The 16101-nt window shown below is 72.9% G+C and carries 11 protein-coding genes; 3 read left to right on the top strand and 8 right to left on the bottom strand.

Annotated elements, in window-relative coordinates; translation table 11 throughout:
* Positions 1 to 70: 70 nt before the first annotated feature.
* Complete coding sequence (locus LL648_RS10795) at positions 71 to 1060, top strand: thiamine-phosphate kinase (protein ID WP_232662355.1); 990 nt, start codon at positions 71 to 73, stop codon at positions 1058 to 1060.
* 77 nt (positions 1061 to 1137) lie between these two features.
* Here the strand turns inward: LL648_RS10795 and LL648_RS10800 are convergent, their stop codons facing one another.
* From LL648_RS10800 to speB, 7 genes are all read right to left on the bottom strand, one after another.
* Complete coding sequence (locus LL648_RS10800; RefSeq protein WP_232662356.1) at positions 1138 to 2868, bottom strand: acyclic terpene utilization AtuA family protein; 1731 nt, start codon at positions 2866 to 2868, stop codon at positions 1138 to 1140.
* Between the two features lie 7 nt (positions 2869 to 2875).
* Positions 2876 to 4810: an ATP-binding protein gene (locus LL648_RS10805; RefSeq protein WP_232662357.1), complete on the bottom strand. Its 1935-nt coding sequence runs from the start codon at positions 4808 to 4810 to the stop codon at positions 2876 to 2878.
* A gap of 5 nt (positions 4811 to 4815) precedes the next feature.
* Entirely contained in the window at positions 4816 to 6417 is a 1602-nt protein-coding gene (locus LL648_RS10810; RefSeq protein ID WP_232662358.1) for an acyl-CoA carboxylase subunit beta, read from the bottom strand.
* Between the two features lie 31 nt (positions 6418 to 6448).
* A complete protein-coding gene (locus LL648_RS10815) occupies positions 6449 to 8050 on the bottom strand; it encodes an L-lactate permease (protein WP_232662359.1) in 1602 nt (533 codons plus the stop codon).
* A 204-nt stretch (positions 8051 to 8254) separates the two neighbouring features.
* Complete coding sequence (locus LL648_RS10820) at positions 8255 to 9703, bottom strand: sodium:solute symporter (protein ID WP_232662360.1); 1449 nt, start codon at positions 9701 to 9703, stop codon at positions 8255 to 8257.
* A gap of 4 nt (positions 9704 to 9707) precedes the next feature.
* Positions 9708 to 11291 carry a thiamine pyrophosphate-binding protein gene (locus LL648_RS10825; RefSeq protein WP_232662361.1) on the bottom strand — a complete coding sequence of 528 codons (1584 nt, stop codon included), beginning with the start codon at positions 11289 to 11291 and terminating at the stop codon, positions 9708 to 9710.
* The gene (gene speB / locus LL648_RS10830) at positions 11288 to 12229 is read right to left on the bottom strand and encodes an agmatinase (RefSeq protein ID WP_308190292.1); all 942 of its coding nucleotides are present in this window, start codon (positions 12227 to 12229) and stop codon (positions 11288 to 11290) included. The genes LL648_RS10825 and speB overlap by 4 nt, the downstream gene beginning before the upstream one ends.
* A 133-nt stretch (positions 12230 to 12362) precedes the next feature.
* On the opposite strand from speB, the gene LL648_RS10835 reads away from it, so the two are divergent.
* Complete coding sequence (locus tag LL648_RS10835; RefSeq protein ID WP_232662362.1) at positions 12363 to 13862, top strand: PucR family transcriptional regulator; 1500 nt, start codon at positions 12363 to 12365, stop codon at positions 13860 to 13862.
* Positions 13863 to 14064: 202 nt separating this feature from the next.
* Positions 14065 to 14682 (top strand): DUF3105 domain-containing protein, encoded by a 618-nt coding sequence (locus LL648_RS10840; protein WP_232662363.1) that lies wholly within the window; start codon positions 14065 to 14067, stop codon positions 14680 to 14682.
* Between the two features lie 73 nt (positions 14683 to 14755).
* Here LL648_RS10840 and LL648_RS10845 read toward each other — a convergent pair whose 3' ends face one another.
* Positions 14756 to 16090 (bottom strand): (Fe-S)-binding protein, encoded by a 1335-nt coding sequence (locus LL648_RS10845; RefSeq protein ID WP_232662364.1) that lies wholly within the window; start codon positions 16088 to 16090, stop codon positions 14756 to 14758.
* Between the last annotated feature and the right edge of the window lie 11 nt (positions 16091 to 16101).

Below are 16101 nucleotides of genomic sequence, written 5' to 3' on the forward strand. Positions count from 1 at the left end.
TGCCCCTCTCGGAGTGAGTTGCGATTGCAGGTAGGAAAGTCGGAAGCCGAACGTACCGGAGGTGACCCCGTTGCCCATATCGTCACCGCCACCGGGTGATCGATCAGAGACGAGCGGCACACTCGCGGGTATCGGCGAGTTCGGCTTGATCGCGAGGTTCACCGCGAGCCGGAAGCAGTCGCCGGAGACGCTGCTCGGCCCCGGCGACGACGCCGCGATCATCGCCGCCGCCGACGGACGGGTCGTCGCGAGCACCGACGTGCTGGTTGAGGGTGTGCACTTCCGGTTCGACTGGTCGAAGCCCGTGCAGATCGGCCGCAAGGCCGCTGCGGCGAACCTCGCCGATGTCGCTGCCATGGGCGCGGTGCCGACGGCACTGCTGGTCGGGCTGGCGAGCCCGCCGGGCACCGCCGTCGAGACGCTCGAAGGGATCGTCGACGGGATCTGGGAGGAAGCCGGCACGGTCGGTGTCGGAGTGGTCGGCGGCGACGTGACCTCGTCCCCGACCACGCTCATGATCTCGGTGACGGTGCTGGGCTCGCTGGAGGGTCGCGAGGCCGTGACCAGGTCGGGGGCCCGTCCGGGCGACGTCGTGGCACTCTGCGGGCGGGTCGGGTGGGCCGCGGCGGGGCTCGCGGTGCTCAGCCGCGGCTTCCGCTCGCCGATCGCGGTGGTCGGCGCCCAGCGGGTGCCGGAACCGCCCTATGCGGCCGGTCCGCAGGCCGCCGTCGCCGGGGCCACGTCCATGATCGACGTCTCGGACGGGATGCTCGCGGACCTCGGGCACATCGCGGCGGCGTCCGGCGTGGTGATCGACATCCGGCCGCCGGCCGTGCCGCAGCGGCTCGCCGACGTCGGTGCGGCGCTCGGCATCAACCCGGTGCACTGGTTGCTCACCGGCGGCGAGGACCACGCGCTGGCCGCGACGTTCCCCGCCGACGTCCCGCTGCCGGACGGCTGGACGGCACTCGGGAACGTCCGTGCCGGTGAGCCGGCGGTGCTGGTGAACGGCCGCCCCTACGCGGAGGGCGCCCCCGGCTGGGACCACTTCACCCGCTGACCCGAACTTCCCCACCGTTTTGGGTGGATGCGCGCCGAAAACGCGCGCAAGTGCCCAAAACGGTGGGGAGATCCGAGTCAGGTGAGGGTGGTCGGGATGTCGACGTGGCGGGCCCGGACCAGCTCGCCGAGCGCCTTGGCCTGCGCGTCGAGGTCGAGGTTCGCGGCGACGCCCGCGCCGAGCAGCCCGACGACCGTCGCACCGGCCGCGCGGAGGTTCGGCAGCCACCACGGGCGCAGCTCGTGGTCGCCGGGTACGAGGTCGGCCAGCCGCTCCGGGGTGAGCCAGCCGGCGAGCCAGTCGAACGTGACGTCGTCGCGGGCCCAGAGCCCGAGCGTGGCGTTGCCGCCCTTGTCGCCGGAGCGTGCGCCCAGCACGGTGCCCAGCGGCACCCGCCGGGTGGGGCCCGCGTATGGGTTGCCGCTCGGGACCGGCGGCTCGGGCAGGGGAGCGCTCAACGGGGTGGGCGGCATCGGGTCGACCGTCCAGGTCCGGTCGCCGAGCCGCACGTGCTGCGGGAACGCGTCGGCCGGCATGAGCGTCGGCCAGAACACCGTGAAGGCGCTGCTCGGCCCGGGCGGTTCCGTCGCGAAGAAGCCGGGGTAGCTGGCCAGCGCCGTCTCGACGGCACCGCGCGAGAGGCTTGCGGCCCGGCGCCGGTCGGTGCTGGTCACGCCGATCGTGAGCAGCGCGACGGCCTCGTCCATCGAGCGCGGGTCGGGCCGGTCGGCACGCAGCAGCTGCACGCTGACCTCGTCGAACGCCGCCCGCCCGCCGGGCACCGCCGCCCAGAGCGCGCGCTGCGCCAGCTCCGCCTTCGCCTCGATGTCCAGCCCGGTGAGCACGAGCGTGGTCTGGTTGCGCCACCCCGCCGTCGACACCGCGCCGACCTTCACCGTCGCGGGCGCCGGCTCGCCGCGGGTGCCGCTGATCAACACCCGGTCCGGGCCCTCCTGCGTGAGCCGGAGCGTGTCGAAGCGGGCGACGACATCGGGGTTGAGGTAGCGCGGCCCGTCGATCTCGTAGAGCAGCTGCGCGGTGACCGTCTCGACGGTGACCGCGCCACCGGTGCCGGGGTGCTTGGTGATCACCGCGGAACCGTCGGCGCGCACTTCCGCGATCGGGAAGCCGGCCCGGGACAGGTCGGCGATCTCGGTGAAGAACGCGTAGTTGCCGCCGGTCGTCTGCGCGCCGCACTCGATCACGTGGCCTGCCGCGACCGCACCGGCCAGCGCGTCCCAGTCGTCGCGTTTCCAGCCGAAGTGCCATGCCGCCGGCCCGGCGATCACGGAAGCGTCCGAGACCCGGCCGGTGATCACGACGTCGGCGCCGGCGGCGAGCGCCTCCGCGATGCCCCAGCAGCCGAGGTAGGCGCTGGCCACCTCCGGCTCGACGGTCAGCGGCGCGCCGGTGTCGAGGTGCGGCGCCGGCCAGCCCTCCGCGCGGGCGGCGGCGAAGGCCGGCCCGGCGTCGTCCCCGGTCACCACTGCGACCTTGACGCCGGGCACGAGCTTCTCGACCTCGGCGGCGCACGCCTCCGGGTTGAGCCCGCCGGCGTTGGAGACGATCGTGATGCCGCGTTCGAGGCAGTCGGCGAGCACGTCTCGCAGCTGCGTGACGAACGTGCCGGCGTACCCGGCCTCGGGGTCGCGCGAGCGCTGCTTGAGCAGCACGCCCATGGTCAGCTCGGCGAGCCAGTCGCCCGTCAGCACGTCGATCGGGCCGCCGTCGACCATCTCACGGGCGGCCGAGAGACGGTCGCCGAAGAAGCCGGAGCAGTTCGCGATCCGCAGCGCTTCCCTGCTCATTCCGCGCTCATTCCGCAGCCAGCGTGACGAGGACGGTGTGCGCGTCGACGTACTGCCCGACCTCGACGTGGACGGCCTCCACCGTCGCATCGGCGGCCGCGACGGTCGGGTGCTCCATCTTCATCGCCTCCAGCACGACGAGCTTCTGACCTGCGGTGACGGTGTCGCCGGGCTGCACATGCACCGCCACGACGGTGCCGGGCACCTCGGCAACGGGCCCGGCGGCGTCGGTCGAGAGCTCGGGGTCGGGCAGTCGCGGCTCCGGCAGCCAGCCGCTCTGCGCGGCGGGATCGTTCACCCACACCGAGCCGTCGGGGTGGACGGTCACGGCGCACGGGTACTCGACGGACTCGTACCCGACGCGCACGCCGTCGGGGCCGAGGTCGTGCAGCACGAGGTCGTGGTGCACGCCGTCGATGTCCAGATCGAGGGTCGCCTCGCCGGCCCACGCGGAGAGCCGGTAGGCCACCTCGTGGCCGCTCCACCGGGCGGTGCTCAGCGGGCTGCCGGGCAGCAGTCGGAAGCCGGGCGGCACGACGTCGGTCGCGCGCCGCCGGGCGGCCGTCACCGCGACGGCCGCGGCCAGGTGCACCGCGCGCGGGGTGGCCGGCGGGGGATCGAGCAGCGCGGGGTGCCGGTCGAGGAAGTCGGTGTGCGTCTCGCCGGCCAGGAAGTCGGGGTCGCGCAGCACCGCGACCAGCAGGTCGCGGTTGGTGACGGTGCCGTGCAGGCGGGTCGCCTCCAGCGCGCCGGCCAGCGCGGCGGCCGCCTCCACGCGCGTCGGGGCGTGCGCGATCACCTTGGCGAGCATCGGGTCGTAGAACACCGGGATCTCGCCCGGCGCGACGACCCCGTCGTCGTAGCGGACGCCCGGCCGGTCCGGGTGGTCGTAGGCGAATAGCGGGCCGGGGGTCGGGAGGTACTCGCGGGCCGGGTCCTCCGCGTAGAGCCGCACCTCGATCGCGTGCCCGCGCGGCTCGATCGTCTCCATGTCGAGCCGCTCACCCGCGGCCACCCGCAGCTGGAGCCGGACGAGATCGAGCCCGGTGACCTCCTCGGTGACGGGGTGCTCCACCTGCAGGCGGGTGTTCATCTCCAGGAAGAAGAACTCGTCGGTGGTGTCGTCGAGGAGGTACTCGATCGTGCCGGCACCGACGTACCCGAGCTTGCGGACGAGCGCGACCGACGTCTCGCCCATCGCGGCCCGCAGCTGCGGCGACACCGCGGGCGACGGCGACTCCTCCAGGACCTTCTGGTGGCGCCGCTGCACCGAGCACTCGCGCTCGCCGAGGTGCACCGCGCCGCCGTGCGAATCGCCGAACACCTGCACCTCGACGTGCCGCGCCGAGGCGAGGTAGCGCTCGACGAACACCGCCTCGTCGCCGAAGCTGCTGCCGGCCTCGCGGCGCGCGGCCGCGACGGCGTCGGCCAGGTCCTCCTCGCGCTCGACGAGTCGCATGCCGCGCCCGCCGCCGCCGGCGACCGCCTTGACCAGCAGCGGGTACGGGATCCCGTGCGCACCGTCGGTGAGGTGCGTATCGGGCAGCACCGGCACGCCCGCGGCCCGGGCGATGTCCTTGGCGCGGTCCTTGCGGCCCATGTCGCGGATCGACTCGGGGGAGGGGCCGACGAACACGATGCCGGCGTCGGCGCACGCCTGCGCGAAGGCGGCGTTCTCGGAGAGGAACCCGTAGCCGGGGTGGATGGCGTCGGCGCCGGTGCGGCGGGCGGCGTCCAAGATCTTCTCGGCGTCGAGGTAGGTCTGGGCCGCGGTCGACCCGCCGAGCGCGACCGCGCGGTCGGCGGCGCGGACGTGCGGCGAGCCCGCGTCCGGGTCGGAGTAGACGGCGACCGTGCGGATGCCCATCGCCGACGCCGTGCGGAACACGCGGCACGCGATCTCACCGCGGTTGGCGACCAGCAATGTCCTGAACATGGTCATAGCCGTCACATCCGGAACGGGGCGTAGTGAGTGGTGCCCTCGACCGGCGCGGAGTGCACGGCGGAGAGGGCGAGCGTGAGGACGCTGCGGGTGTGCCGTGGGTCGATCACGCCGTCGTCCCAGCCTCGTCCGGTGGCGTAGACGGCGCCGGACTGGGCCTCGATCATCGCCTCGGTCATGGCTCTGACCTGCGCGTCCGTCTCGTCGTCGTAGGGGCGGCCGGCGCGTGCCGCGGCGCCGCGCTGGACGATCGACATCACCCCGGCGAGCTGCGGACCGCCCATCACGGCGATGCGGTGGTTGGGCCAGGTGAAGACGAACCGCGGGTCGTACGCCCGTCCGGACATGCCGTAGTTGCCGGCGCCGTAGGATGCGCCGACCATCAGCGTCAGGTGCGGGACGGCGGAGTTCGACACCGCATTGATCAGCTTGGCGCCGTCCTTGATGATCCCGCCCTGCTCGGCGGCGGTGCCGACCATGAACCCGGTGATGTTCTGCAGGAACAGCAGCGGAACGTTGCGCGCGTTGGCGAGCTGGATGAAGTGCGCGCCCTTGTTCGACTCCGGCGAGAACAGGATGCCGTTGTTGGCGAGCACCCCGACCGGGTAGCCGCCGACCGAACCCCACCCGCACACCAGCGTGGTGCCGTAGAGCGGCTTGAACTCGTCGAAGCGGGAGCCGTCGAGCACGTGGGCGAGGATCTCGCGCACCTCGACGGCGCGCTTCGGGTCGGCCGCAGCGCAGCCCAGCAGGCGCTCGGGGGGATGGACGGGCGGGTCGGGCGGCAGCGACGGCCCCGGGCCCGCCTTGCGCCAGCCGAGGTCGGCGACGATCTGCCGGCCGATGCGGATGGCATCGCGCTCGTCCTCGGCGAGGTGGTCGGCGAGCCCCGAGACGCGGGCGTGCATCTCGGCGCCGCCGAGCGTCTCGTCGTCGGCGTCCTCGTTGATCGCCATCTTCACCAGCGGCGGCCCGCCGAGGTAGACCGATGCGGCCTGCTTGACCAGCACCGTGTACTCGCACATCCCGGGGACGTACGCGCCGCCCGCCGTCGAGCTGCCGAACACGAGCGCGACAGTCGGGATGCCCTGCGCGGACAGCCGCGTGAGCATGCGGAACGTCTCGCCGCCGCGGACGAAGATGTCGGCCTGCCTGGGCAGGTCGGCCCCACCCGACTCGACAAGGCTGATCACCGGCAGCCGATTGCGCTCGGCGATGTCGAGCGCGCGCAGCTGCTTCGTCACGCCCGCCGGGGAGAGCGTGCCGCCCTTCACCGTCGACTGGTTCGCGATGATCAGGCACTCGACGCCGCTGACCGGACCGATCCCGGTGATCACCCGCGCGCCCGGCTGCTCGTTCTCCGGATCGTGCGCCCCGGCGAACGCCGAGAGCTCGAGGAACGGCGCGTCCTCGTCGAGGAGCAGGTCGACGCGCTCGCGGGCGAGCAGCTTGCCCCGCCCGCGGTGGCGCGCGACCGACTTCTCGCCACCCGCCGCGTGCACCTGCTGCGCGAGCCGGGCGATCGGTTCGAGCAGCGCGAGCATCGCGTCGCGGTCGGCGGCGAACTCGGCGGACGACGTGTCGAGCCGCGATGGCAGCACGGTCATGGGCCGATCCTCACGGGCGGGCGCGGCACAGTCAACGCTGACCGCTCCGCCACGACTTCCCCACCGTGCGCAGCAGCACACCCTCCTGCCCGTCGAGCTTGACGGCGGCGGCCGCGATCGTGAGGTTCTGCGGGCTGAGCATCTTGCCGAGCACGCCGCCCGACGAGTTCGCGCCGGCCAGCAGCTCCGGCGGCAGCCCGGCGCCCTGCGCGGCGGTGACCTGCAGCGAGCCGAACAGCGCGTTGGCCGAGGTGTCCGAGCCGGTGACGGCGACGGCGAACCAGCCGAGCACCGGCGAGAGGAACGCCAGCGCGCCGCCGGCGCCCGCGACCAGCAGGCCGATGGCGGTGGTCTGCGCCGAGGCGTTCATGACGTAGGCGAGCGCGAGCACCGCGGCCACCGTCAGGATCGCCCAGCGCAGCTCGACGACGGTGCGGGCCCACGTCGCGGCCGTCCGGCCGGCCCCGACGCCGAGGACGACGGCCACGATCACGCCGGCGACCAGCATCAACGTGCCGGCCGTCGAGAGCGCGGTCAGCGAGAACGCCGTGGTGCTGTGCGGCTCGCCCTTCTGGGTCAGCACGTCGAGCCCGGGCCACCGGAACGCGATCTTGACGGAGTCCAGCGCCGGCTTGATGCCCGGCACCTGCGCGAGCGCGAACACCGCGACGATGATCACGTAAGGGGCGTAGGCCTTGCGGACGTCGGCGGGGGAGTCGGGGCTCGTGGCCGTGCCCGGCCCGCCGCCCGCCGCGATGGCGGGCTGCCGCGCCGCCCACGTCGCGCCCGGCTGGGCCCGCGCGAGCAGCACCACGGCGACGGCGCCGAGCAGCGACGCGACGATGTCGGTCAGCTCGACGGAGAAGAAGTTCGACGTCACGAACTGCCCGATGGCGAACACGACCCCGCACACCACCGCAGGCAGCCACGCCTCCCGCACCCCGCGGCGCCCGTCGACGAGGAACACGAGCAGCAGCGGCACGAACAGCGCGAGCAGCGGGGTCTGCCGGCCGACGACCGAGGCGACCTGGTCGAGCGGGAGACCGGTCACCTTGGCCAGGGTGATCACCGGGACGCCCATCGCGCCGAACGCGACCGGCGCGGTGTTGGCCACCAGCGCGATCACGGCCGCCTTGAGCGGCTTGAACCCGAGCGCGACCAGCATCACCGAGCTGATCGCCACGGGAGCGCCGAACCCGGCCAGCGCCTCCAGCAACCCGCCGAAGCAGAAGGCGACGAGGATCGCCTGGGTGCGCTGGTCGATCGACAGCGCGCCGAAGCTGCGGCGCAGGACGTCGAAGTGCCCGGTCGCGACCGTCATGTTGAACACCCACAACGCGTTCACGACGATCCACAGGATCGGGAACAGCCCGAACAGCGCGCCGTGCGCGGCCGCCGAGAGCGACATGCCGAACGGCATCCCGAACCCGAGCACCGCGACGAGCAGCGCGGCTGCGAGCCCGGCGAGCGCCGCCCACTGTGCCCGCACCCGCAGGACGCCCAGCAGCACAAGCACGACGGCCAGCGGCAGCACGGAGAGCAGGGCCGAGAGGCCCAACGAGCCGCCGACGGCATGCGGATCCTGCTGGTAGGCGGCGAGCACGGCTTCTGACGGCGCTGTCGGGGGCCACATGATCACGCAGTCTGTGCGATGGCTAACTGTTCGGCATCAGGAGGCGCCCGTTCGGCCCAGTCGACTCGTCCGGATCGTCCAGAACACGCGGAAGCTGAGGTTTGTGGTGGGGAGACAGTGCCCGAATTTCCCCACCGTTTTGGGCACTTGCGCGCCAAATCGGCGCGCATCCACCCAAAACGATGGGGAAGTTCGGGCGGGACGTCAGGTGGCGGCCGGCGTCTTCGTGTCCGACGAGCGGCGGTCCCACTCCGCCAGCACCTCGGGCGGCGTCGGGGCCGTCAGCAGGCTGGCGACGACGTACGCGACGAGCCCGCACCCGAGCCCGTAGTAGATCGGCTCGTTGGCGAAGATATCGCCGACGATCGCCATCGTGGTCAGCGTGGCGACGGTGCCGACGGCCATCGCGACGACGGCGCCGACGCTGGTTCCGCGCCGCCAGAGCAGCCCGCCGAGGATCGGCACGAGCAGCCCGCCCACGAGGATGTCGTAGGCGACGGTCAGCGCCGCGACGACGTCCTGCAACGCCCCCGCGATGACGATCATCAGGATGCCGAAGACGACCACCAGCACCCGGTTGTTGCGTACGTGGTCGTGCTCCGAGCCCTCGTCGGTGGTGCCCCGAGCACCGCGCAGCCGCGACAGGATGTCCTGCCCGAACACCGTCGCCGTCGCGATCAGCGCGCCGCTGGACGTCGACATCACGGCCGCGAGCGCAGCGGCGAGCACGAGCCCGGCGAGCACGCTCGGCATGGTCGCCTCGACGACGGCGGCGAACGCGTCGTCGGGCACTTCGAGGTTGGGCAGGATGACCCTCGCGGCCATCCCGATCAGTGCCCCGGCCACGCCGTACGCCAGGCAGTACACGCCGGAGGCCGCCCCGGCCCAACGAGCGACGCCGGGGCTGCGCGCGGTGAACACGCGCTGCCAGATGTCTTGCCCGATGAGCAGGCCGAACGTGTAGACGACGAAGTACGTGATGATCGAGGTGCTGCCGATCCCGGTCAGCGAGAGCGCGTCGACGGGCAGCTTCTCGACGAGCCCGCTCCACCCGCCGGCCGCGACGAGCACGACCGGCAGCAGGATGAAGAAGATCCCGATGGTCTTGATCACGAACTGGACGAAGTCGGTGAGCGTGATGGACCACATGCCGCCGAGCGTCGAGTAGATCACCACGACGCTGCCGCCGATCAGGATCGACGGCCACTTGTCCAGGTCCAGCAGCGCGCCGAAGATCGTCGCGTAGGCGATGGTGGACGTCGCGGAGAGCATCAGCGTGTAGCCGAACATCACGACGCCGGAGAGCACGCTCGAACCGGGGCCGTAGCGCAGCTCCAGCATCTGGCTCACCGTGTAGACGCCGAGCCGCTGGATGCGTGAGGCGAAGAACAGGCTCAGCACGAGGATGCCGGTGCCGATCGCGACGACCAGCCACATCCCCGAGATGCCGTGCTCGTACCCCAGCCCGACACCGCCGATGGTGGACGCCCCGCCGAGCACGATCGCGGCCATCGTCCCCGAGTAGAGGGTGGGGCCGAGGCGGCGGCCCGCGACGAGGAAGTCCGACTGGGTGGCGGCTCTGCGCTTGCCCCAGAACCCGAACGCGATCATCGCGGCCAGGTAGAGGATGACGATCAGAACAGCGATGTTCATGGGGTCACTCCGTCCAGTCGAGGTGGATGACCGTCGGCCGGTCCGCTTCGAGCGCGTCGCTGACGAGCTCGGGAAGTGCGCCGACGTCCTTCGTCCGTGCGCCGTGCGCCCCGAAGGCCTCCGCGAGCGGGAGGAACTCGGGGACGTGCAGGTCCACGCCGATCGGCGGGATGCCGCGGGTGGCCTCCTGGTCGCGGATCTCGCGGTAGCCGCGGCTGTCGACCACGACGATCGGCAGCGGCAGTCGCAGCTCGACGGCCGTCGCCAGCTCCTGGACCGAGAACATGAACGCGCCGTCGCCCAGCAGCACCGCAGTGGGTGCGCCGGGCCGGGCCAGCGACGCCCCGATGCCGGCGGGCAGGCCGTAGCCGAGGGTCGCGTAGCCGGGCGTGTAGCAGAACCGCCTGGGCGCAGGCACGTCGAAGAAGTGCACCGAGCCCAGGTACGTGACCTGTGAGCTGTCGCCGCAGAGCACGGCGTCCGCCGGCAGCGCGGCGCGGACGGCGGCGTTGACGGCCGCGTAGCCGCCGGTGTCGGCGCGGGCTTCCGCGAGGCACGCCTCGCGCAGCTCGGCCGCACGTGCGCGGCCGTCCCCACTACCGCCACCGGGCAGCGCTGCGAGCACGGCCCGCAGACCGGCGGCGGCGTCGGCGAGCAGCGCGACGTCGGCGGCGCAGTTCTTGTGCAGCTGCCCGCCCTCGATGTCGAGGCGGATCACCGTGCCGGCCGTGATGCGGCCTTCCCACAGGTCGGAGTCGCCCAGCTCGCTGCCGACGACGAGCAGCACGTCGCTCGCGGCGGCCTCGGCCTGCAGCGCGCGCAGCCGGATGGCGGCGCCGAGCGCGAGCGGGTGGCTCTCGTCGACGACCCCCTTGCCGTTGACGGTGGTCGCGACCGGCGCGCCGATCGTCTCGGCGAGCGCGGTGACCTCGGGCCCCGCGTCGACCGCCCCGCCGCCCGCGATGATCAGCGGGCGGGTCGCCGCGGCGAGCAGGGCCGCCGCCCGGCGCGTGACGTCCGGGTCGGGCACGGCGGCGCCGACCCCCGGCGCGTTGCGCACCTCCCCGGTCCAGCCCTGTTCCAGCACGTCGAGCGGGATCTCGACGTGCACCGGACGGGGCCGGGCGCCGTGGAACGACGCGAACGCCTCCGTCACGGCGTCGGCGGCCTCGTCGGCGCTGCGCACGCGGCGGCTCCAGCGCACCAGCTGGTCCATCGCGGCGCTGGTGTTCTTGGCCTCGTGCAGCTGCCCGAGGTCGCGGCCCTCGGTCCCGGTCGGCATGCCCGGCGAGAGCAGCAGCATCGGCTGCGACTCGGCGTACGCCGTCGCCGCTGCCGTCATCGCGTTGGTGATCCCGGGGCCGCTGGTGGTCACGACCACGCCCGGCCGCCCGGTGACCCGCGCGTACGCCTCCGCCGCGTACCCGGCGCCCTGCTCGTGCCGCGGGGTGACGGCGCGGATCTCGGCGCCGCGGAAGTGCCGGTACAGCTCCAGGTTGTGGGTGCCGGGGATGCCGAAGACGGTGTCGACGCCGTGCGCGGCCAGCGACTCGACGACCGCGGCGCCGCCGTTGCGGTGCGCGTTCACGACGCCAGCACCGAGAGCAGCTCGAACGCCACGTGCGCCGCGGCGATGCCGGTGATCTCGGCGTGGTCGTACGCCGGGGCCACCTCCACGATGTCGGCGCCGACGATGTTCGCGCCGACCAGCCCGCGCAGGGTGTTGAGCAGCTCGCGGCTGGTGAGCCCGCCCGCCTCCGGGGTGCCGGTGCCGGGGGCGTGCGCGGGGTCGAGGACGTCGATGTCGACCGAGACGTACACGGGCGCGTCGCCGAGCCGGGCGCGCATCCGCTCGATCACCGCGGCGATCCCGTCGAACTGGTAGTCGTCGGAGCGGACCACCTGGAAGCCGAGCACGCCATCGTCGGTGAGGTCCTGGTCGGAGTAGAGCGGGCCGCGGATGCCGATGTGCATGCAGCGCTCCTTGTCGAGCAGCCCCTCCTCGCTCGCGCGCCGGAACGGCGTGCCGTGGGTGTAGGGGGCGCCGAAGTAGCTGTCCCAGGTGTCCAGGTGGGCGTCGAAGTGCAGCACCGCGATCGGGCCGTGGTCGCGGTGCACCGAGCGCAGCAGCGGCAGCGCGACGGTGTGGTCGCCGCCGATGGAGAGCAGCTTCGTGCCGCCTTCGCGCAGGTCGTTGGCGGCGTGCTCGACCGTGCGGATCGCCTCGTCCAGGTCGAACGGGTTGATCGCGAGGTCGCCCGCGTCGGCGACCTGCTGCGCCGCGAACGGCAGCACGTCGAGCGCGGGGTTGTAGGGCCGCAGCAGCTTCGACGACGACCTGATGTGCGCGGGCCCGAAGCGGGCGCCGGGGCGGTAGGAGACCCCGCTGTCGAACGGGAGCCCGAGCACCGCCACGTCGGTGTGCCCTACCTCGTCGGTGCGCGGCAGCCGCGCGAACGTCGCCGGCCCGGCGTATCGCGGGACCTGCGAGGCGTCGACCGGTCCGATCGGTTCGGGATGGGCCACGATGCTCTCCTCCGACGGGTTCGTTTGCGGTGCACCCAGGGTGAGCTGCGCGGATGCCTCGCAGTAGTGCCATTCCGTCGAACTGGTGAACCCGGGTCTCGCCGAATCGTCCAAACCGTCGGACGATGTCCCGATGCTCACCGTCGCGACGCTGCTCGCCGATCCCGCGCTGCGCCTGCAGGTGCACGCCGGACGGCGCAACCTGGGCCGCCCGATCGAGGCCGCGGCCGTCTCGGAGCTGGTCGCGCCCGGTTCGTGGCTGCAGGGCGGCGAGCTGCTGTTGACGATCGGGCTGCTGCTGCCGCGGACCCGGGAGGGCTGCACGGCCTACATCGCCGACCTCGACTCCGCCGGGGTGCGCGCGCTCGCCCTCGGGCTGGGCGCCGACCTGCGGTTCCAGGAGGCCCCGCAGGAGCTGGTCGATGCCGCCGAGGCGGCCGGCATGCCGCTGCTGACGGTGCCCGACCCGATCCCGTTCATCGCGGTCACGAAGGCCGTCTTCGCCTACCACGCGAAAGAGGAGCGCCAGCAGCTGGAATGGGCGCTGCGCACCCAGCGCGCGCTCACCGCGGCCGCGGCCGCCCCGGGCGGGCTCGGTGGGATCCTCGCGGCGCACGAGCACGCCACGGGCCGCGCCGGGCTGGTCGTCGACGCGCTCGGCCGTCCGATGGCGGAGTCGGGTCCGGGGCGGGCGAACCTGATCGACGAGCTGTCGGCGCTGATCGACACCGTCCGCGCGCAGGGTTTGCACGGCGCGGCCGTCGACACGACGCCGACCCGGCGCCGGGAGGTGCACCCGCTCGGCTCCCGCAGGCTGCGCGCATGGCTGCTGCTCGACGGGCCGCCCGGGACGTCGGCGCTGCACCAGATCACCGGCGACCTGGTCTCGCTGCTCTCGCTGGAGCTGGAACGCCAGCACGGGCTGGGCGCCGCGCAGCGCAGGGGGCGGACGCAGGTGATCGGACGGCTGGCGCGGGCCACCGTCGAGGACGTCGTCGCGGCCAGGTGGCTGGCGTCCGTCGGGCTGCCGGACACCGACCTGCGGGCGGCGGTGATCGCGGCGCCGGACGACGCCGAGGAGCTCGCGGCCGACCTCGCCGCCGTGCTGCCGGGGGCGTTGGTGCAGGTCACGGGCGAGCTGGTGGAGCTGGGCGCGCCCGTGGACGTCGACATGGTGGCCGCGCTCGACACCCTCGCGAAGGACCGCGCGGCCGGCATCGGGATCGGGGCGCGGCCCGGGGCGTTCGCGGTCTCGCTGCGGCAGGCGCGCTCCGCGCTGCCGGAGAGCCGGATCAGCGGACGTCACGCGCTCGCGAGCGAGATCGCCAGCGCCAGGATGCTGCTCTCGACGATCGAACCCGCCCGGCTGGCCGCCTACGCCGACGCCGTGCTCGGGCACATCGACGCCGCCGACCGCGCCGAGGAGCTGCTCCGCTCACTCACCGTCTTCCTGGAGCACAACGGGCACTGGGAGGCCGCGGCCGCGGCGATGAACGTCCACCGCCACACCGTCCGCAACCGGATCGAGACGGTGGAACGGCTCACCGGCCGCCGGATGCTCTCCGCGCAGGACCGGCAGGAGCTGTGGCTGGCGCTGCGCGCCCGCGACCTCTCGCGCATGTCGACCGAGTAGACCGTCGACAACGACGTTTTGGCTGTTTGTTAGCGCTCACAACAGCCATAACGTCGTTGTCGACGTGACCGGCGGAGGGGCCGTCCACCGAATGTCGTAGCGTTGGTGCACTCCCCGAGGCGTGAGGTGTGCCGTGCGAACGACCCATCGACTGGCTGTATTCGGCGCGGCAGGATGCCTCCTGCTGAGCGCGTGCGGAGCTTTGACCCCGGCCGCGGAGCCGACGATCCGGCAGTCCGTCGACGTCAGCGCGTTCACCCCGACGGCGAAGAACCCCGACCCGTCGAAGAACATCGACGGCGTGACGGTGAAGAAGTACCCGAAGGGCAAGCACATCCGAGGCGACCAGCGGGTGGCATACACCTTCACCCCGCCCATCGGTGGTACGCACGACCAGGCGTGGGCGACCTGCACCGGTGTCGTCTACCCGGAGCCGGTGCGCAGCGAGAACATCGTGCACTCCATGGAGCACGGCGCCGTCTGGATCGCCTACGACGCCGACCGCGTCTCGCCGGCCGACCAGGCCGCGCTCGCGAAGCTGGTCGACGGCAAGCCGTACATGGTCATGTCGCCCTACCCGGGGATGAAGCATCCGATCTCGCTGCAGTCGTGGGGGCACCAGCTCGCCGTCGACAGCATCGGCGACGAGCGCATCGACCAGTTCATCGCGGCGCTGCGGCGCAACCCGAACACGTTCCCCGAGCCCGACGCGTCCTGCGCGGAGATCGGCGGCCAGTACTTCCAGCAGGACAACCCACCGGCCTTCAAGGCGACGCCGGCCAAGGGTGAGGTCAACGGCGGCACGATCGTCGAGGAGTAGCCGAAGTTCCCCACCGTTTTGCCAACCTGCACGGCCTCCAGGGCGTGCAAGTAGGCAAAACGGTGGGGAAGTTTCAGGTGCGGGGGATCGGGACCCCGCGGATCGACGCGTCGAGAAGCTGCACGGGGTGCAGCAGCGGGATGTCCTTGCCGAGGTGCTTGCCGATCTGCAGCAGGCAGCCGGGGTTCGCGGTGACTATCACGTCAGGAGTCACCGACCGGACGTTCTCCGCCTTGCGGGCGCCCAGCTCGGCTGCGGCGTCCGGCGCGATCATGTTGTAGATCCCGGCCGAGCCGCAGCACAGCTCCGCCTCCGGCAGATCCACCAGCTCGACGCCGGGGATCGAGCGCAGCACCGCACGCGGCTGAGCGCGGACCTTCTGCGCGTGCCCGAGGTGGCAGGCGTCGTGGTACGCCACCCGCCCGCGGACGGGGTGCCGCGACGCCCGCGGTTCCCCCTCGGCCAGCACCTCGTGCACGTCCCGGACCTTCGCGCTGAACGCGGCGGCGCGCTCGGCCCACGCCGGGTCGTCGGCCAGCAGGTGGCCGTACTCCTTCATCGACGAGCCGCAGCCGGCCACGTTCGTCACGAAGTACTCGGCCGCAAGGCCTTCGAAGTCGGCGATCGTGCGCTTCGCCCTGGTCAGCGCGGGGTCCTCGCGGCCGGCGTGCAGCTCGAGCGCACCGCAGCACTGCTGCCCGCGCGGCACCAGCACGTCGTAGCCCTCCGCGGCGAGCACGCGCACGGTCGCGACGTTGACCCGGTGGAAGAACACGTCCTGCACGCAGCCCGAGAGCAGCGCCACCCGGCCGCGCCGCTGCCCCGCCGCGGGCGTGTGCACGGGCAGCCCCGCGAACGCGTCGCGCACCGAGACCGGCGGCAGGAGCGACTCCATCGCCGCGAGCCGCCCCGGCAGCTTCGACGCCATCCGCGAGACCGCCGGGATCCGGCGCAGCCGCTGGTAGAGCGCGCCCGGCAGGGCCGCGAGCCGCAGCCGCCGCCGGTACGGGAACAGCGCGAAGATCGCTTTGCGGAAGAGCGCGTCGCCCGGCTCGCGCGGCACGTTGCGCTCGATCTGGGGCCGCACCGATTCCAGCAGCCGGTCGTACTGCACTCCCGACGGGCACGCGGTCACGCACGCCATGCAGCCGAGGCACGCGTCGATGTGCTCGGTGAACGGGCCGTCGAGCGCGATCTCGCCCTTGCTCGCGAGATCCATCAGGTAGATCCGGCCGCGCGGGGAGTCCATCTCCTCGCCCCACAGCTGGTACGTCGGGCACGTCGGCAGGCAGAACCCGCAGTGCACGCAGTCGGCCAGCAGCTCGGGTTCCGGTGGGCGGCGCTCGTCGAAGCTGCTGGGGCCCGTCTGCGGCAGGTTGGTCTCCGCCGAGCCTGCTGGCGTCGTCACAGGATCACATC

The sequence above is a fragment of the Pseudonocardia sp. TRM90224 genome (assembly GCF_021245725.1).
Lineage (GTDB): Bacteria > Actinomycetota > Actinomycetes > Mycobacteriales > Pseudonocardiaceae > Pseudonocardia.